Source organism: Maribacter sp. UH1 (genome assembly GCF_056839145.1).
In genome coordinates this window covers 2,310,863-2,330,417 of sequence record NZ_CM166387.1, presented here as the reverse complement: position 1 = coordinate 2,330,417, position 19,555 = coordinate 2,310,863, and the positions used below count along the sequence as shown (strand labels likewise).

At 35.2% G+C, this 19,555-nt stretch carries 19 protein-coding genes; 6 read left to right on the top strand and 13 right to left on the bottom strand.

Features of this window, described 5'->3' with window-relative positions; translation table 11 throughout:
- The first annotated feature begins 97 nt into the window (after positions 1 to 97).
- Positions 98 to 472 carry a hypothetical protein gene (locus tag UH1x_RS10195; protein ID WP_036151420.1) on the top strand — a complete coding sequence of 125 codons (375 nt, stop codon included), beginning with the start codon at positions 98 to 100 and terminating at the stop codon, positions 470 to 472.
- Between the two features lie 136 nt (positions 473 to 608).
- Complete coding sequence (locus UH1x_RS10190) at positions 609 to 1,313, top strand: tetratricopeptide repeat protein (RefSeq protein ID WP_036151418.1); 705 nt, start codon at positions 609 to 611, stop codon at positions 1,311 to 1,313.
- 140 nt (positions 1,314 to 1,453) lie between these two features.
- On the opposite strand, the gene UH1x_RS10185 is transcribed toward UH1x_RS10190, so the two are convergent.
- Positions 1,454 to 1,954 (bottom strand): hypothetical protein, encoded by a 501-nt coding sequence (locus UH1x_RS10185; RefSeq protein WP_482626461.1) that lies wholly within the window; start codon positions 1,952 to 1,954, stop codon positions 1,454 to 1,456.
- Positions 1,955 to 2,017: 63 nt separating this feature from the next.
- Between UH1x_RS10185 and UH1x_RS10180 the strand changes: the two genes are divergently transcribed.
- Both UH1x_RS10180 and UH1x_RS10175 read left to right on the top strand, forming a co-directional pair.
- A complete protein-coding gene (locus UH1x_RS10180; protein ID WP_482626460.1) occupies positions 2,018 to 2,959 on the top strand; it encodes an NAD-dependent epimerase/dehydratase family protein in 942 nt (313 codons plus the stop codon).
- A 121-nt stretch (positions 2,960 to 3,080) separates the two neighbouring features.
- Entirely contained in the window at positions 3,081 to 3,503 is a 423-nt protein-coding gene (locus UH1x_RS10175) for a hypothetical protein (protein WP_482626459.1), read from the top strand.
- Positions 3,504 to 3,618: 115 nt separating this feature from the next.
- On the opposite strand, the gene rimK is transcribed toward UH1x_RS10175, so the two are convergent.
- The 6 genes from rimK to UH1x_RS10145 form a co-directional block, all read right to left on the bottom strand.
- A complete protein-coding gene (rimK, locus tag UH1x_RS10170; protein WP_482626458.1) occupies positions 3,619 to 4,989 on the bottom strand; it encodes a 30S ribosomal protein S6--L-glutamate ligase in 1,371 nt (456 codons plus the stop codon).
- Between the two features lie 37 nt (positions 4,990 to 5,026).
- Positions 5,027 to 6,553 carry a bifunctional GNAT family N-acetyltransferase/carbon-nitrogen hydrolase family protein gene (locus UH1x_RS10165; RefSeq protein ID WP_482626457.1) on the bottom strand — a complete coding sequence of 509 codons (1,527 nt, stop codon included), beginning with the start codon at positions 6,551 to 6,553 and terminating at the stop codon, positions 5,027 to 5,029.
- Between the two features lie 115 nt (positions 6,554 to 6,668).
- The gene (locus UH1x_RS10160; protein WP_036151408.1) at positions 6,669 to 6,992 is read right to left on the bottom strand and encodes a hypothetical protein; all 324 of its coding nucleotides are present in this window, start codon (positions 6,990 to 6,992) and stop codon (positions 6,669 to 6,671) included.
- A gap of 2 nt (positions 6,993 to 6,994) precedes the next feature.
- On the bottom strand, positions 6,995 to 7,972 hold the full coding sequence (locus UH1x_RS10155; protein ID WP_396632461.1) for a deoxyhypusine synthase family protein: 978 nt from the start codon (positions 7,970 to 7,972) through the stop codon (positions 6,995 to 6,997).
- Entirely contained in the window at positions 7,959 to 8,897 is a 939-nt protein-coding gene (gene speB / locus UH1x_RS10150) for an agmatinase (RefSeq protein WP_482626456.1), read from the bottom strand. The genes UH1x_RS10155 and speB overlap by 14 nt, the downstream gene beginning before the upstream one ends.
- Positions 8,898 to 8,955: 58 nt before the next feature.
- Positions 8,956 to 10,368 carry an arginine decarboxylase gene (locus tag UH1x_RS10145; protein WP_482626455.1) on the bottom strand — a complete coding sequence of 471 codons (1,413 nt, stop codon included), beginning with the start codon at positions 10,366 to 10,368 and terminating at the stop codon, positions 8,956 to 8,958.
- 484 nt (positions 10,369 to 10,852) lie between these two features.
- Here UH1x_RS10145 and UH1x_RS10140 point away from each other — a divergent pair, with 484 nt between their 5' ends.
- Positions 10,853 to 11,602: a hypothetical protein gene (locus UH1x_RS10140; protein ID WP_482626454.1), complete on the top strand. Its 750-nt coding sequence runs from the start codon at positions 10,853 to 10,855 to the stop codon at positions 11,600 to 11,602.
- Positions 11,603 to 12,002: 400 nt separating this feature from the next.
- On the opposite strand, the gene UH1x_RS10135 is transcribed toward UH1x_RS10140, so the two are convergent.
- Positions 12,003 to 12,572: a RidA family protein gene (locus tag UH1x_RS10135; RefSeq protein WP_482626453.1), complete on the bottom strand. Its 570-nt coding sequence runs from the start codon at positions 12,570 to 12,572 to the stop codon at positions 12,003 to 12,005.
- Positions 12,573 to 12,809: 237 nt separating this feature from the next.
- On the opposite strand from UH1x_RS10135, the gene UH1x_RS10130 reads away from it, so the two are divergent.
- On the top strand, positions 12,810 to 14,054 hold the full coding sequence (locus UH1x_RS10130) for an MFS transporter (RefSeq protein ID WP_036151386.1): 1,245 nt from the start codon (positions 12,810 to 12,812) through the stop codon (positions 14,052 to 14,054).
- Positions 14,055 to 14,128: 74 nt separating this feature from the next.
- Here UH1x_RS10130 and scpA read toward each other — a convergent pair whose 3' ends face one another.
- The 5 genes from scpA to UH1x_RS10105 all read right to left on the bottom strand — a co-directional run bounded on the left by scpA (position 14,129) and on the right by UH1x_RS10105 (position 19,547).
- Positions 14,129 to 16,291 carry a methylmalonyl-CoA mutase gene (gene scpA, locus UH1x_RS10125; protein WP_482626452.1) on the bottom strand — a complete coding sequence of 721 codons (2,163 nt, stop codon included), beginning with the start codon at positions 16,289 to 16,291 and terminating at the stop codon, positions 14,129 to 14,131.
- Complete coding sequence (locus UH1x_RS10120) at positions 16,284 to 17,657, bottom strand: methylmalonyl-CoA mutase subunit beta (RefSeq protein ID WP_482626451.1); 1,374 nt, start codon at positions 17,655 to 17,657, stop codon at positions 16,284 to 16,286. Before UH1x_RS10120 ends, scpA begins: the two co-directional genes overlap by 8 nt.
- Positions 17,658 to 17,766: 109 nt before the next feature.
- Complete coding sequence (locus tag UH1x_RS10115) at positions 17,767 to 18,624, bottom strand: DUF6503 family protein (protein ID WP_482626450.1); 858 nt, start codon at positions 18,622 to 18,624, stop codon at positions 17,767 to 17,769.
- A gap of 249 nt (positions 18,625 to 18,873) precedes the next feature.
- A complete protein-coding gene (locus UH1x_RS10110) occupies positions 18,874 to 19,026 on the bottom strand; it encodes a YqaE/Pmp3 family membrane protein (RefSeq protein WP_036151377.1) in 153 nt (50 codons plus the stop codon).
- Positions 19,027 to 19,130: 104 nt separating this feature from the next.
- Positions 19,131 to 19,547 (bottom strand): response regulator, encoded by a 417-nt coding sequence (locus tag UH1x_RS10105; protein ID WP_482626449.1) that lies wholly within the window; start codon positions 19,545 to 19,547, stop codon positions 19,131 to 19,133.
- Positions 19,548 to 19,555 lie beyond the last annotated feature (8 nt).

Genomic DNA, 19,555 nt, shown 5'->3' with positions numbered 1-19,555 from the left:
CAACAAATACCCAAAAACAGCGTTAATATATTATTGGTTTTCAACTACTTATCGACGTATGACATACCTTTGTATAACAATATAAAACCATAATATTATGAAGAAAGATAAATTACGGGAGAGGGTTTTAGTTGAATTAGAGAAGCTCATCTCCCTAAGTTGCAAGAATCCTAACGGTTCTAAAAAGTACGAAGAATTACATATTGCGCTATTGAAAAAATACTATAATGCAACAAGCGTAACTATAGACTATCATCGCCACAGAATTAAAATGGAGGTAATAGAAGACGATAGCCTATATGACCCTAAAACGGTAAATACTTATTTACCAACATTTTACACGAACTTACTATTTAACAACTTATGTAAGTTTCTAATTTCATGTGTTGAAAAAGACAACAAGAGTATTGGCTTTTACACACAGCTTTTAAATTCTTTTAAAAAATCTAATAATAGATTGGAATTAGCTTAAGAATCTAAAAACTATTGAAGTTTAAAAAAGGTGACCTGTAGGTCACCTTTTTTCATTTCTAACATTTAAACCTTTCCTTAACAAGATCATACAGATAATTTTAATAGTTTAGCGCACTTTAAAAAGAACAAGAAAGATGAAAAAATCAGTTTTAATAGTTGTAGCTGCCGTATTATTCTCAGGTAGTTATGGATATTCACAGACCAAATCAGAATTACTAAAACATTACGAAGCATTTTACGACCAAATGCGATTACAAGGCGATGTTGATGGCGTGATCAATGCCTTAACGCATTTAAATATATTATCCCCTTCTCAGCAACGTAATGATACCCTTGCTTATATTTATGCAAATGACAATCAACACTTACAAGCTTTAAACATTATAGGAATCGAGAAAGTAGATTCTGATTCTAATTTAGCCATTCAAGTAAAAGCGGTTTCTTTAAAAGCTTTAAACCAGCCAAAAAGAGCTTTAGAACAATTTGAAGCTTTGTATGCCAGAGAACCAAATGCATACCTTGCCTATGAACTAGCAGATCTTAAAGTACAAACAGGTGATAATGTTGGTGCAATGAAACATGTTGAATATGGTATTACAAACGCTACAGATGATATGAAATATGCTTTTTACGAGCGTCAGCAACCTTACGAGGTTCCTTTAAAAGCTGCTTTTATTCACGTGAAGGCTCTTATTCAGTATAACATGGATAAAGGTAATATTGACCAAGCAATTGCTACTTTAGATGAAGCCTTGGCTATTGACCCCAATTTTAACTTGGCAAGTTTGAGCAAGCAAGCATTAACATCAAGAAAAGATGCTCCTGAGGAGAAAAAATAATAGCGAAATGTTATTGAAAATAAGAAAGGCGAATCATCTGATTCGCCTTTCTTATTTCTTTATTTTAAATTCCTTCTATCGGGTTTATCCTTGTCGTTAACTTGTTCACTAGAAAAGAGTTTAATAATATTAGAAATACCCTAATTATCTTCATTTTTAATTAATTCATCTGGTAAGGTATTATTCACTACCACATTAAATTGATTTCTTAAATCATTATAAGCGGTAATCATTTGAAGGATGGATTCTCTTGGATTTTGTTGGTATTCCAAATCTCCCTTAGTTTTCAAAACATAGGTCTTAAATAGCTTTTGACGTCCTTTTACTTGTGGAATATTGAATTTCTCTGGATACGTACCTTCTTCCATTTTTTTCTGATTCTCTATCAACTCATCTACTAAGAACTGAAAATCCTCTATATGTTCTGAAGTGTAGATTTTATCAAAACTCTTATCTAAAGCATTGTATTCCAACCAATCATTTAAAATGGTTTGCGCCTTGGCATCGACACGAGATTTCTGTGGCAAGCTATCCGTGGTTTCTTCCCAACGAATTTCACGAATACTAGATTTATCTTGCGCCGCATCTTTACAAGATACCGCCAACACCACTATTGATAAAAAAAGGATAATTTTGGACATAAGCGAATGTACAAATTTTAAGAAAAGGTATCTTTATCTCAAATTCATTTAACGCAAATTTTAATGCCAAAATATATATTGATTATTGGAGCCTGTGGCCAAATAGGAACGGAATTGACCTTAACTCTAAGAGAAAAACATGGCGGTGACCACATTATTGCCAGTGATATTAGAGAAGGTAACGATGAATTAATGGCCTCTGGACCTTTTGAAATTTTAGATGCTACCAATTATGATGCCTTAGAAGAAGTTATTGCATACTACGAAATATCTGAGGTGTATTTAATGGCGGCCATGTTAAGTGCTACGGCAGAGAAATTCCCCATGCGTGCATGGAACTTGAATATGAATACGTTGTTCAATGTATTGAATTTAGCTAAAGAGAAAAAAATAGATAAGATTTTCTGGCCATCCAGTATTGCCGTTTTTGGACCGAATACACCCAAAGACGATACCCCACAAAATACGATTATGGAACCAAGTACGGTGTACGGCATAAGTAAGCAAAGTGGAGAACGCTGGTGCGAATATTATTTTAATAAGTTTAATGTGGATGTGCGCAGCATTCGTTACCCAGGATTGATCAGTTGGAAAACCATGCCAGGTGGCGGGACTACGGACTATGCAGTAGAAATCTACCATAAAGCACTTTCTGAAGGTTCATACACTTGCTTTCTAGAAGAAGACACTAAATTACCAATGATGTTCATGGACGATGCCATACGAGCTACTCTGCAAATTATGGAAGCTCCTGCCGAAAACATTAAAGAGCGTTCTGCCTATAATTTGGCGGCCATGAGTTTTACGCCTAAAGAAATGGCCGAAAACATTAAAGTTGTTCTTCCTAAATTCGAAATAGCTTACGAACCCGATTTTAGACAAGAAATTGCTAATTCTTGGCCAAGTAGCATCGATGATACTACAGCGCAAAAAGACTGGAATTGGAAGGCAGAATTCGACCTTCTAAAAACTACAGAAACAATGTTAGAAAATTTGAAGGAATAACTAGTGAACAAGTCTATTTAGTCATATTAGTTTAAATTAATTGCTGGTTCCTTTATTTCGACTTATACTTAAACGTATATTATTCCGTTATTCACAGGAAACCAACCTAAAATTTAAAATTATGATTTACGGACTTACACTAATTATTCTTGGAATATTAGCAGTGCCTTCATTGCTATTATCAAAAAAACCAAATGCAAAAGAGCTATTAGACAAAATAACACCTTATCAAGGTTGGATCGGTCTAATTTTCTGTATCTGGGGTATCTGGGGTATCATTAGTGCAGTATTAAACCTTGGTATGCTTGGTAGTTTTCCAATTTGGTGGATTACTTGGATTGCTGTTAGTATTGTTACTGCAGTATTAGGCTTCTTACTAGGTTATGGCATGATTCAAGAAATGCTTTTATCTAAAAATGCAGAAGCCATGAAAAAAGGAGAAGAGCTAAGAGCTAAACTTGCACCATTACAAGGCAAATTTGGTTTAGCTGCTATTGGTCTTGGTGTTTGGGCTATTATTTCAAGCATCATGTTCATGGGATAAACCTATGAATTAAGCCCGAACCATTTTAAATGGTTCCAAAAAAAATAGATAAATTAAAAAGAGGTTACCATTTAAGGTAACCTCTTTTTTGGTTTTAATCATTTTCAATAAAATATTAATTCACAAACTTCAATCGCTTTTCAATTGCCATGATCATAGCATTGGCGATGTCTTTACCTGTAGCATTTTCTATACCTTCTAAACCTGGTGAAGAGTTCACCTCTAACAACAAAGGTCCTTTATTGGAACGTATAATATCTACTCCTGCCACGGCAAGGTTCAATACCTTGGCTGCCTTCAAAGCCAGTTTCTTTTCGTCTGCAGTGATTTTAATAATCGATGCTTTTCCACCTTGGTGAATATTAGCTCTAAACTCTCCTTTTTGAGCTTGGCGCTGCATGCTTGCCACTACCCTACCATTTACTACAAAACAACGAATATCCTGTCCGTTTGCTTCTTTAATAAACTCTTGTACCAAAATGTTGGTATTAACACTTTTAAAAGCATTAATAACACTTTCTGCTGCCTTATTGGTTTCTGCTAGAACAACACCTTTACCTTGCGTACTTTCCAGAAGTTTAATGATTAATGGTGCACCGTTCACCATTTTGATCAAGTCTTTGGTATCCATCGGTGATTTTGCAAATCCGGTTATGGGTATATGAATATCATGATTAGAAAATAACTGAGAGGCGAACAATTTGTCCCTTGACTGTGTAATTGCCTCTGCCGAGTTCTGGCAGTATACTCCCAAATTATTAAACTGACGAATCAATGCACAACCATAAAAAGTAACAGATGGCTTAATTCTAGGAATAACGGCATCATAATCCTTCAAAATAATACCACCACGATATCTAATTTCAGGCGAATGAGCATCGAGCTTCATATAGGCTTGTTCTACATTTAAAAAATGTATTTCGTGCCCTCTTGCCTCTGCAGCTTCTACTATTCTTTTATTACTGTATAAGTTTGGATTACTAGCTAAGAGAGCAATTTTCAATCCAGTTTTTTCCTTGTAGTAAGGAGCGTACAAAGTATTAATTTCTTTATCATCAAATTCTTGTAGTTGATAATTTACGGCTGGGTTTACAACAAAGCGCTCGTTTAAAGCTTCTCTACCCAACAGCATACGAAACTCCATCGTATCTCTATTCGCCAGGGTCAGTTCAATATCAAAAGTATCTTCACCAATAGTCACCGGAGTTTTAATAACCAAACGTTCTTCAGAAATACCCGATGAACTTTTTACCATACGGCGAGCAACCAATCTTGCTTGACATTCAATGGCAATACTGCGATTTTCTTGCAAAGGGCTCACCTCAAACTTTACCCATTCTTGTCCGTTTCTCGTAACAATCTTTAAATTGGTAGCTTGTATGGAAGATGTTTTAGCTCCGGAATCAACCCTAGCCTTAATCGCTGGGATACCCAAATCATTAAACACACACCACTCTTCACTACCTACTATCTTTAAATTATCCAATTTTGTTTGTTTTTGACCCCTAAATATAGAAGCTTTCTTATTTCTTTTTTAACTCAAATAAATCTGTTCTTCTATCGCGAAGATTACGTACTGCCCCAAACTGATTTAGTTCTCTGAGTAAACTAATATCAACATCGGCAATTAAAATCATTTCGGTATTCGGTGTTGCCTCTGCTTTAATTCCGTTGGTTGGAAAAGAGAAATCACACGGAGTAAATACCATAGATTGTGCAAACTGAATATCCATATTTTGCACATTGGGCAAGTTACCTACACTACCGGCAATAGCCACATAACATTCGTTTTCTATTGCACGAGCCTGAGCGCAATTACGCACTCTAGAATAACCATTTTGTGTATCGGTCAAGAACGGAACGAACAAGATATCCATACCCTCATCTGCCAATAATCGGCTTAACTCCGGAAATTCTGAATCATAGCAAACCAACACGCCTATTTTACCACAATCGGTATCAAAAGCCTTTAATTGATTACCACCTTGCATACCCCAGACCTTAGCCTCATCTGGTGTTACATGCAGTTTCTCATAACGCTCCATACTGCCATCACGTCTACACAAATACCCTACATTGTATAAACGACCATCTATCATTTCGGGCATACTGCCTGTTATAATATTGATGTTATATGATATGGAAAACTCAGAGAATTTCTGTGCGATTGCCTGTGTATGTTTTGCCAGCTCTCTAATAGCATCTGGCGTAGACATATGATTATTTACAGCCATTAAGGGCGCATTAAAGAACTCTGGAAACAGTGCAAAATCAGAACGATAGCCAGAAACCGCATCTATAAAATATTCTGCCTGCTCTAAAAGCTCATCCAAATCTTTATAAGGTCTCATTTGCCACTGGATCAACCCTAATCTAATTACGGTTTTCTTAGTCGCAGCTTTCTTAGAAGGCTTTTGATAATAAATATTATCCCACTCCATCAAAATAGCGAAATCTTGAGAAGCCTTATCCCCATCTAAATAGCCTTTCATCACTTTTGCAGGATGAAAATCATTACTGATCTGAAAATTCAGGACAGGATCTTGAATCTCTTTTCTACGCACCTTATCGATATATTCCTTTGGAGACAATTTTGATGCATATGAATGATAATTAGGCATACGACCACCAAATACAATACTCTTTAAATTCAACTTCTCACAAAGTTCTTTTCTATAATCATATAAACGTCTCCCTAGGCGCAAACCTCTAAAGCTCGGTTTTATAAACACTTCAATACCGTAAAGCACATCGCCTTCATCATTATGAGTATCAAAACTGTACTTACCGGTAATTTGTTCGTAGGTGTGGGTATCATCAAAAGCATCATAATCTACCACAATGGACAAGGCTACTCCTGCCAATTGCCCATTGATCTTGATAACAACCTGACCTTCTGGAAATTTATCGATCAAAGATTTTATATGTTCCTCTTTCCAATATGAACCAGGCATATTGGCGTATGCAGAAATCATAGCGGTTTTCAGTTCTTGATAATCATCTAGATCTAAAAACTTTAATTCAATATTTTCAATTTCGTCGATTTTCATTTATCTGTTGTAAGCACAACGATATTTAGTTTAATTTTTAAGTGATATTTATTTTCCGGTTTACAAGAAGCAAACCGGTATTTTAAAATGTACTGATTATTAGAAACTAGGTAATCTAATCTTCATCCTCACCATCAACCATATCCTCAGGGTCTGGCTCAACTACAGCAGTTGGATCATCATCATCAAAATCCTCATAATCATCCTCATCATAATTCTCCATGGTATACTCAAGTTTGGCACTGATTTTCACTAAGTACTTAGTGTCTTCGGTTAATACCTCAACAGCTTCTATCCGTTCTCCCTGCCCGTTTCTGAAAGAGATAATGTTACGGTCATCATACCCATCTGGGTATCTTTCTACTAATAGTTTTAAAACCTCTGGCGTCAACTTTTTAAAGTCCACGATTACTCTTTTTAAATGTGCGTTCTTATCCATAATTACATATCTAATAGGTAAGCAAAAATTAAGGGCGCAACAATTGTCGCATCACTTTCAATAATATATTTAGGCGTATTAATATCTAATTTTCCCCAAGTGATTTTTTCATTGGGCACTGCACCTGAATACGAACCATAACTGGTAGTACTGTCACTAATTTGACAGAAATAGCTCCAAAAAGGAGTATCTGTACGTTCCATATCTTGATACAACATTGGCACCACACAAATAGGGAAATCACCTGCGATACCACCACCAATTTGGAAGAATCCTATTCCGTTTTCTGAATTTTGAGTATACCAATCTGCCAAGAACGTCATGTATTCGATACCGGATTTCATGGTACTCGCTTTCAATTCGCCCTTCATTACATACGATGCAAAAATGTTCCCCATTGTACTATCTTCCCAACCTGGGCAAATGATAGGCAAGTTCTTTTCTGCAGCTGCATACATCCAAGAATCTTTAAGGTCTATTTCATAATATTCCTCTAGCACGCCAGAAAGTAGCATTTTGTACATAAACTCATGAGGTAGAAAACGCTCTCCTTTATCATCGGCATCTTTCCAAATTTTGAAAATATGCTCTTGTAATCTTCTAAAAGCTTCTTCTTCTGGAATACAAGTATCCGTAACTCGGTTTAAACCTTTTTCCAATAGATCCCACTCGTCTTGCGGAGTCAAATCTCTGTAATTTGGCACACGCTTGTAATGCGAATGCGCTACCAAATTCATGATATCTTCTTCTAGGTTTGCACCTGTACAAGAAATGATCTGCACCTTATCTTGGCGTATAACCTCTGCAAAGATTTTACCTAATTCTGCAGTAGACATAGCACCTGCCAATGAAACCAACATTTTGGCGCCATTTTCTAACTGCTCTTCGTAGCCTTTTGCAGCATCTACCAAAGCAGCTGCATTAAAATGTAAATAGTATTTTTCTATAAAATTGGTGATTGCACCTTTAGTCTTCGTCATCTTCGAATCTTGAATTTGTGTTTGCTTTATAATCAACATCAAAAGTATTATCATACTCTTGATCAATATCTTGCCCTGCAAACTTATAGCTGAGCATTTTGTAATATAATTTTGCCGCCAAGAAGTCTGACGATTTATCATTTTTGTTAGGGCATAGCTCTACGATGTCAAAACCTACTACGTTCTTATCTTCAAAAACCTGTTTTAAGAATTCTAAAGTCTCGTACCATAACAATCCGCCTGGCTCTGGAGTTCCTGTAGATGGCATAATAGAAGGGTCAAAAGCATCTAGATCTAATGTGATAAATACATTTTCAGTCATAGCCTCTATCACCTTATCCGACCAATATTCATCTGCTACCATTTCGTGAGCGAAGAATGTTTTTTCTTCATCCATTACGGTTTTTTCAATAACATCCATAGAACGAATACCAACTTGTACCAAATTGGTGGTCTGGCTAGCTTCATATACGGCACAAGCGTGGTTGTACTTGGTACCTTCATAAGACTCCCTTAGATCTGCATGTGCATCTATCTGCAATACGGTTAGGTTGTCAAAACACTCATTAAAAGCACGAATAGAACCTATGGAAATGGAATGTTCACCGCCAAATAAGGTTACGAACTTATTACGCTTAATAAAGTCTTTGGTTATAGCATGTACTTCATTGACCATTGCCTCTGGCGAACTGTTTTCGGTTATAGGTTCGGTTAAATGAATCCCCTGTTTGTAAACCTCTGAGTCGGTTTCAATGTCATACAGTTCCATGTTTTCAGAAGCTTCCAAGAAAGCTTCCGGGCCTTTGTCCGCTCCTTTACCCCAAGTACTGGTTCCGTCATAAGGAACAGGTATCAAGATAATTTTGGACTTCTCTAGTTGTGCGAATTCATCGGAAATACCGGCATAATTCTTAGATGTACTCATGATATATTAGCTATTATTAAGTGGTTTTTTAGTGTAAATCTTTGTAATCAAATTAATTTTATTCTGTATCAGAAGCTACATCGTAGCCCAAAATACCCAATAAATCTTCTGCTTTTTGTTGGGCTCTAAATTGCTTATAAGTGAAATTACCGTTCTCGTCTTTATCGATCAATATATGTTTTGGCTGCGGAATTAAACAGTGCTGCAAACCGCCATAGCCACCAATTGATTCTTGATAAGCACCGGTATTAAAAAAGCCGATATACAATGGCTTTTCTCGCTTATATTTTGGTAAATAAATAGCGTTCATATTCTGCTCGCTATTATAGTAATCATCACTATCACAAGTCAATCCGCCTAACAGCACACGCTCGTACTCATCGTTCCAACGGTTAATTGGTAACATGATAAATCTTTTATTGATTGCCCATGTATCTGGTAACGTGGTAATGAAAGACGAATCTATCATATTCCATTTCTCACGATCGTTCTGTTGTTTTTGATATAAAATTTCATAAATAGCACCGCCACTTTCGCCTACCGTAAAGCTGCCAAATTCAGTAAAAATATGTGGTACGGGAACATCTGCTTCTGAACACGTAATATTGATCTGGTTTAAAATCTCATTGATCATGTATTGGTAATCATAGTCGAATGCCAATGTGTTTTTTATAGGGAAGCCACCACCAATATTTAAACTATCTAATGAAGGGCACATTTTCTTTAAACGCACGTATACCTTTAAACACTTTACAAGCTCGTTCCAGTAGTACGCATTGTCACGAATACCAGTGTTAATAAAGAAGTGAAGCATTTTAAGTTCTACCTTATCATTATCCTTTATTTGGTTCTCATAAAACGGAACAATATTCTTGTAACCAATGCCTAAACGAGAAGTATAGAACTCAAATTTTGGTTCTTCTTCAGATGCTATACGAATACCCACTTTAAAAGTATCATTGATGGCATCTGAAAGTAAATCTATCTCCTCATAATTATCGATAATGGGCACGCAGTTTTGGTGACCGTTATTAATTAACCGAGCAATATTATCAATGTATTTCTCACGTTTGAATCCGTTACAGATAACATACGTTTGATTCGTTAACTTACCATCTGCTTTTAGTTTTTCAATAATGTTAATATCAAAAGCAGAAGAGGTTTCCATATGAATCTCATTCTTAAGAGCTTCATGCATTACATGTTGAAAATGCGAACTCTTTGTACAATAACAATAATGGTATTTACCTTTATAATTATTCTTTTCTATAGCATTTGCGAACCAGTTTTTGGCTCTCAAAATATTCTCTGATATTTTTGGGAGGTATGTAAATTTCAACGGACTACCATACTGCTGAACCAAATCGTTCAACGGAATGCCATGAAATTGTAAGTGCTCACCATCTAAATTAAACTCTTCTTGAGGGAAATAGTAAGTTTGATCAATAAGATCAATGTATTTGGTATTCATGAATTGAATATTAAATAATAATGAAATATGATTATGATAAATGTAGTAACTAGCCTATAGACTTAAAGTTAAGAAAACGTAACTATTTTAAGTTAAGACATCACACCAGAATTTGCTTCTGAGTAGTAGGAATAAAGAAGTAATCATGCTGACTTTGCATGATAGTAGAATATGAGTTGGAAGTTTGCTTAACTAATCGGCAACCTATCTTATAAGCCATTTGAGAAAAATACTTCCAATTTCCCTCAAACCCGAACATAGAATAACGATACATAATGTTCAGCTAAAAGCCTGAAATATCCAACATACAAAGTTGTATCTTAGGACAGGACAAATGAAATCAAAAAAAATGAAAAAACAAGCATTTTTATTTTTTTTACGATAATTAACATTTTTTTAAGAAAATCAATACTAAAATAGTGTAAAATAAAATATAAATAACTTATTTTCAATTGATTACAAAATTCACAAACAACCCATAAAAATGAAAAAATCTTACTTAAAACTGCTACAATCGTCTCTATTTTTATTTTTTGGCGTTAGTTTAGTTTCATACGGTCAAATTCCATCTGCAGTCTATGTAGATACCATTCAAAATAATGGTTCAAAGACGGTGCATCAGGTAAAGGTAAACGATGATTATTTTATCTATAATACATATGAAATTGAACCCGAAAAATTCATAAAAACTGTTGGCGGATTTTATCAAGTTGAAAATACAGCATCAAATACCTTATTGGTTGCTTTGTTGGAATTCAATTCTAATTTTAAGAACGATACTTTAAGACAATTATCAATCCCAGTAGAAATGGACGGTAAAATTCTAAAAATGAATTGGAATCAAAAACTGACATTAACACCACTTGATGCTACAACACAAGATTTAGAAGGTGCTTGGCTTTTTGCAACTAGAGGACCGGATACCGGGCAAGAAAGAAGAGGTGAAGAAAACTCAAGAAAAACAATGAAGCTTTTAATGGATAATACATTTCAATGGATAGCCTATGACACCGAATCTTTTCGATTTTCAGGAACTGGCGGCGGCAACTACTCATCCGTAAATGGTATCTATAAAGAACACATAGCATTTTTCTCTAAAGACAATACTAGAGTTGGAGCACAATTAGAATTCAATTATAATCTAGAAGGGGATGACTGGCATCATAAAGGTAAAAACAGCAAAGGAGAACCTATGTATGAAATTTGGAGCAAAAGAATAATGACTGGATTATAAAATGGACACCGTTTATCGAAAATAACTTTAGATGAAGGTAGCCCTGCCATTCTTTTTATAGATTAGCTGAAAATTCCTACTTATGTCCAACTACATTAATCTTTTCGGATTTTTCGCAATTTGTTTAATCGTTGCCTTTTTATTGGTATTCTTTTTTAGTGAAAACAAGAATTAAATCAAAAGTCTAACACCATTTTAAGATATTGTTCATTACTATATACAAATAGAAAAGCCGATTGACTAAATCGGCTTTACCAAACTAACTCAAACTATGAACGTATCCTCTTTAGAGGCACCGCAAAATTATAGTTCTAAGTCTGCTGAAAAGTGATGTAAACATCAACCCTTAGTTATTAAATTGATGTTATAGGTTTAATACACGTATATATTATCAAAGCTACTACTCGTACACCTCAACAACCATTTCTACCTCTACAGCCATGTTTCCCGGCAAAGAACCCATGCCTACCGCAGCGCGTGCATGCTTTCCATTATCACCAAAAACTTCTACCATTAAGTCTGAATAGCCATTGATCACTTTAGAATGATCTTTAAAATCTGGAGCGGAGTTAACCATACCATGAACGCTTACAATCCTTTTTACTTTATTAAGATTGCCTAATTCAGCTTTTAACACTGATAACTGGTTAATACCTACTTCGCGTGCAGCTTGGTAACCTTGTTCTACTGTTAAACTATCGCCCAACTTACCAACAATATTTTCTCCATTCGCTTGTTTTGGACCTTTGCCTGCCAAGAATAACAAATTTCCCGTTCTTGCCGCATGTACGTAATTTGCAACAGGTGTTCCTTGATCCCTAAGCTTTATATCTAAACTATCCAGTATAGCCTCAGGGTTATAATCTTCATTGACAATTACATTAAAGCTTTTTTCATTTTCAGTTCTTGTATTTACATCGGCACAACTCATGATAATAAAAGCAAAAAGAACATAAATAGCGTATTTCATAATTTATAATTAAAGGTGGTTATTTAGACTACAAGTTAGCTAATACTTCATAATCAACACTATACTGTTCAAATCTATATACAGCTCATTGCATAAAAAACATTAAAAATTATATAAATACTATTTTTTGTGCTTTATGTCGTAGATAAGGTATCATTTTACTAAAAAAGCATTGATATTATTTCATTTTTATTAGTTTAGCAAATTATGCAAAACAACAACTAAATCAATTTAAATATGGACAGTTCTAACTCAACTTCTAGAGTAAATGCGAATAGGCTTTTTTATGCCAGCTGTTTCGCTTTAATTACCACGGCATTCTCTTTTGCCATTGCGGCAGGTATATTAGATCAATTAAAAACAGAATTAGAATTAAGCGCTAGTCAAGCGGGACTTATAACCTCCATGTGGTTTTTAGGTTTTCCAATTGCTATGGTCATTGGTGGTTTGATATATCATAAAGTAGGTGGCAAAGTCATTATGCAATTTGCATTTTTTGCACATGCCATAGGTATTTTACTTTTAATTTTTTCAGGAAGTTATATGGGCCTTTTGGTTGCCAACCTCTTAATTGGACTTGGTAACGGCTGTACCGAAGCTGCTTGTAACCCTATGATCGCAGATGCGTACAAGGGTAATAGAATGAGTACGATGCTAAATAGGTTTCATATGTGGTTCCCAGGTGGTATTGCTGTAGGAAGCTTATTATCTGGTTTTATGACAGATATGGGAATCATTGGTCAGAGCCAAGTATGGTTGTTACTAATACCAGCGGTTATTTATGCATTTTTATTCTTTGGTCAAACGTGGCCTAAAGCTAAAATTGAAGAAGCTGCAACCATTAGCGGAAACTTAAAAGGTATGTTTACTCCGTTATTTTTGTTCATTGCAATATGTATGGCACTAACAGCAATTTCTGAATTTGGACCTAACCAATGGGTTGGACTTATTCTTTCTAAAAGTGGAGCTGAACCAACTTTAATTTTAGCACTGACGGCAGGCTTAATGGCCGTAGCACGTTTCTTTGGAGGCAGCATGGTAGCGAAATTCAACCAAACGGGAGTGTTATTAGGATCTGCAATTCTAGCAACTTTAGGTATTTATTTATTTAGCACGCAAACAGGGGCAATGGCTTATGTTGCCGCTGTAATATTTGCATTGGGTGTTGCTTACTTCTGGCCAAACATGATTGGTTTGGCTGCCACTAAGACACCAAAAACAGGTGCCTTAGGCATGTCTATCATTGGAGCCATAGGGATGTTCTCATCTTCAATTTTTCAACCTATTATTGGTGGTTGGATCGATGCTGACAGAGCAGCTGCAGAAGCACAAGGATTCACAGGTGATGAATTAGAATTAGTCTCAGGTCAAGAAACTTTAGGTACTATGGTACTTTTCCCTGCTATACTTATAGTACTATTTACCATTCTATATTTCTGGTTAAAAAATAAAGAGAGTAATGTAGAAGTTGCCGCTGCGTAACTTCTTTTAATGATATAAAAAAATGCCCAAGCAATGAAATTGCTCGGGCATTTTTAGTTTATCGTATTATCAATTTATTCCAAAAGTAATTCCAACAATTGAATGGCCGCATCACTGATCTTGGTTCCAGGCCCAAAAACAGCAATTGCACCAGCTTCCTTTAGAAAATCATAATCTTGTTTCGGTATTACTCCGCCAACGATAACCATAATATCTTCACGACCGTAGCTTTTAAGTTCTTTAACTACTTCCGGCACCAAGGTTTTATGTCCGCCAGCTAAAGATGAAATCCCTAAAATATGGACGTCATTTTCTACTGCCTGTTTAGCTGTTTCCTTTGGCGTTTGAAAAAGCGGACCTATATCCACATCGAACCCTAGATCGGCATAGCCTGTAGCAACAACCTTAGCTCCACGATCATGACCATCTTGCCCCATTTTGGCAACCATAATACGTGGTCTACGCCCGTCTTGCTCTGCAAATTGATCTGCGAGCTCCTGTGCTTTCTTAAAACTACTATCTTCTTTAATTTCTCTTGAATACACGCCTGTAAATGAATTTATAATCGCCTTATGCCTGCCAAATGCTTCTTCTAAAGCACTACTAATTTCTCCTAAAGTTGCTCTCTCCCTTGCCACATCTACTGCTAAAGCTAATAAATTTTCTTCCGAATCGCTATCGTCCAATTTATTTTTAGCAGCAATGGTAAGTTCTTTCAGTTTTTGGACAACTACAGCTGTATTTCTATTTGCTTTTACTTCTTTTAGTCGTTCTAATTGCTGCCTGCGCACTTCTTTATTATCGACCTCTAAGATCTGGAGTTCATCTTCTTCACTCAATTGATATTTATTGACGCCTACAATTACATCTTGCTGACTATCTATTCTTGCCTGTTTTCTAGCGGCGGCTTCTTCAATTCTAGTTTTAGGAATACCTGTTTCAATTGCTTTGGTCATTCCGCCAAGATTCTCCACCTCTTGCATCAACTCCCAAGCTTTATGCACCAAATCATGCGTTAGTTTCTCTACATAATAACTACCTGCCCATGGGTCTACAGTTTTGGTCATGTTGGTTTCTTGTTGCAGGTATATCTGTGTTTCCCTAGCAATACGTGCGGAAAAGTCTGTAGGCAGCGCTATTGCCTCATCTAATGCATTAGTATGCAAACTCTGTGTACCGCCAAATACGGCGGCAGCAGCCTCTATAGTAGTTCTTGCCACATTATTGAACGGATCCTGTTCCGTAAGGCTCCAACCGCTAGTTTGGCAATGCGTTCTCAACATTAACGATTTCTCGTTCTGTGGATTAAATTCTTTTACCACTTTTGCCCATAACATTCTTGCAGCACGCATTTTAGCAATCTCCATAAAGTGGTTCATCCCTATGCCCCAGAAAAAGGAAAGTCGCGGTGCAAAATCATCAATTTGTAATCCCGCTTTTATGCCCGTTCTAATATATTCCAATCCGTCGGATAAGGTATACGCCAATTCTAAATGAGCAGGCGCACCGGCTTCATGCATGTGATATCCTGAAATACTGATGCTATTGAACTTAGGCATGTGTTTACTTGTGTACTCAAAAATATCCGCTACCAGTTGCATAGAAGGTTTTGGCGGATAGATATAGGTATTACGCACCATAAATTCCTTTAGAATATCATTCTGTATGGTTCCAGATAACTTATCTAACGGAACACCTTGTTCTTCTGCCGCAACTATATAAAATGACATAATTGGTAGTACCGCACCGTTCATAGTCATAGAAACCGACATTTCGTTTAGTGGAATACCATCAAAGAGCACTTTCATATCTTCAACGGTATCTATGGCTACACCTGCTTTACCTACATCACCAACCACACGTTCATGATCACTATCATAACCTCTATGCGTAGGTAGATCAAAAGCTACGGACAAACCTTTCTGTCCTGCTTTTAAATTATTTCTGTAAAATTCGTTGCTTTCTTTAGCAGTTGAAAATCCCGCATACTGCCTAATAGTCCAGGGTCTCAACACATACATTGTTGAATAAGGACCGCGTAGAAACGGTGGTATACCTGCTGCAAAATTTAGATGCTCAATATCATTGATATCCTCCTTAGCATAGCTTTTTTTCAACGGAATAGATTCCGCAGTAATAAACGGAGCGTCGTCAGATTCTCTATTACTATTTTTTTGCTCTTTGCTAAGCGATACCGAATTAGCTAATTGAATATGTTGTAAGTCTCTTCTACTCATGTGACAAACGGTTTTGCTCAAGTTCTTCTGCCAATCGTTTTTCTATAATAGGAGTAACCAATGTTTTTCTTGGATTCTTTTTTACAAATGGATATAATTCCAACTCCTGATTCATTTTATCGTCTTCATTTTGAAATGCATTCGTACCTACCAGAACAATCTTTTTTTCATTGAACTTTTCTTGTTGTTTACGTGCACCATCAGCAATTCTATTCTGAATGATATGATTCTTTAATTGTTTTAAGAATCCGCCATCTTTTTCAATCGACTTGAATAAAATCAATGCTTTTTCTGCCAATTGACTGGTTATGGTTTCAATATAGTAACTGCCCGCAGAAGGGTTTTCTACCTTATCAAAATAACTTTCTTCTTTCAACAATATCAGCTGGTTTAAAGCTATACGATCGGCAAATTCATTATCCTTTTTATAAACGGCGTTATAATTTAAATTGAACACCGTATCTGCCCCACCCAAAACTGCTGACATACATTCTGTAGTGGTTCTCAACATATTTACGTTATAATCATAAATAGTCTTATTACGCTTGCTTGGCTCCGTAGTAATATGGCACGGAATGGAAACTTCATACGCATTTGCCAAAATTTCCCAAAGGTTACGTAATGCTTTAAGCTTTGCAATTTCAAAGAAATAGTTACCCCCAACCGCTACCTTAAAATCTATATTTTTTAATTTATAAAGGGCACCCTTCTCTTCTAATAAATTTAAGTATTCATTGGCATGAGACATGGCGTATGCTAATTGTTGAACCATATCCGCTCCAGCATTTTCATAAAGCGAAACATCAACGCAAAGTAAATTTTCAATATCCTTAGAAATTAAACCCTCAACCAAATCGATATCTGCAGACATTGTATCGTTCCAATTACCTGACCTAGCCAAATTACCTATTGGGTCTATTTGAAGATGCACATTTTTTGATTGGGAAACCTTAACAAGTATTTTGTCTATATATTCTTTAGACATAAATTGCATGTTCAGATATACTTTTACAATATTTAAATCAATATTGTTCAAAATTACGGCAATATCAATGGTTGTATCCGGAATTAGAAACTGTATAGTTTCAGCGCCTTTTTGAATACTTTTAAGCGCTTTTTCATTCGCCATTATGGCATTACCCGCATATATAGACTGACCAATACTCCATGATGAGATTTGAGAAGTCTTCACCTTTACATGCTCTAAATCATCCGCATGATAAAAAGGTTTTACCTTTATTCCTTCAGGAGAATTCCAAACAACTTCTTCATTATAATCTTTTCCCTTTAAATCATACTGAATTTTCTGTTTCCATTCTTTTTCAGAAATGGTCTTAAAATTTTCAAACAAGTTTTCACCCTTCATATAAGACAGAGTTTAATTGAATATTGAGTTCTTTTAATTTCATCATTAAAACTGAATTTAACGCAATCTCTCAAAGATACAATAAGTAAACTGTGTTCTAGAATGAAGATTATTCTATCAATTCAGTCGCGTTAATATTACGCACATTCTCCGTTTCAATTCTAGAAAGTTCTTTCAGCTCGTTCATTTCATACATAGTAGGTAAATCTTTTAATGGAGTACCAACCGGAGCTGCCCAATTGATGTAATCTTGAAAACGAATACCATCAATAGTTCTTGGATTATATGCACTTCTAAAACGTACACCGCCATTATTGGTACTATAGCTGTACGCTAAATAATCAATGTAGTGAGATTGATTATTTATCCAATACATAAAAATATCATCATGGTCCTTGCCGCCGCCTTCTTTACCAAAAGTGACTCTAATAATATCATAATCCTCACCTTTTATAACCGTTTCGCCAATAAGCTCTTTATGAACCGCCTTGTCGTTTAGTTTATGTGGTAATGTAGCAAAATATATAACCGAATTTAAAGCATTACTATGTATTGAAATATCCTTTTCAGAGAGTTCTACCACTTTATCATTAATAGTTCTACTAAAAGATCCGTTGTTTAAATTGTCTTCAATTCTATTACCAATACTATCCTTGAAATTTACACGATAAGCAGACCCATCCGTATTATTGAACATGTATATTTTATCTCTAAATACAAACTCATAGTTTGCCTTGTCATATGCAGTACCACCGTGTGCTACAATAGCATTTTGAACTATAGCCTCTGCACTTAATTCTTGGCTTTCCACTTTGGAATTCTGTTTTGAACTGGCTTCACCTTTTTTTGGAGTTTCTTTACAACTTACAATGTTTAAAACCACCAAAGCGATTACTATTTTAAGATACTTAATCATTTGTTCAGCATATAAATTAGGGTTGGACTTATCAATACTTACCTCAACCATTCATTAAAATTAAATAGTCGATTGAAAAAGTAGTTACTAACGTATCAAATTTATTACTTAAATGAATGAATTTATAGTCTCTCTTCACAATAAGTGTTAACAACTGACTGAAATACAGGAAAAGCAAAAAAAACGTTACAATTATATTATATCAAGAAAAAACCGAACAACTATCATAATTTTAATAGAATTCGGTTTTTAAATGTCACTGCCAAAACAAAGTAGGCAAGACAAAATATACTTTATAACTTATTGATTAACAATAAATGCATGGATTACTCCAGGTAACCAAGCGAGCAAAGTCAATAGAATACTTATTAAAAGTGTAGTACCAATACCGTGTTTCATAAAAACAGCTAATGGCGGTAATAATATATTTAAAATGATTGTTAGTAAAGACATAGTTTAATTTTTAGGTTCAATCAAAATTACTGGTATTTAGCATTTTAGCTTAACGCGATTAAATTGAATGATGACCTAAAAAATTTGAGAATCTAAAACAACGTTTAATTTTTTCTTTCCTCTAACAACTCCTCAATAATATGCTTTAACCTACCTAAACCAATTGGTTTTACAATATAATCTGAAATAGCACTAATTTTCTTTGCTCTTTCAATATCAACAGGATCCAGGGAAGATGACACCATGTAAATGGTTATTTTTTTACCAACTCTAGGTTTAATTTTTACGTACTCTTCCATAAATTGAAAGCCGTCCATTACTGGCATGTCAATATCTAGAAAAATCACATCTGGGAATACGGAATTTTGATCAAGATTATCCAACATAAAATCAATTGCTTCTTCTCCATCTGAAAAAACCATAATCTCCATAGGTAATTTGGTTGATTCTAGTGTCTTGACCATAGTATATCTATAAATAGAATCATCATCTACTATACAAGTTTTTAAAACGTCATTCATAGCAATCT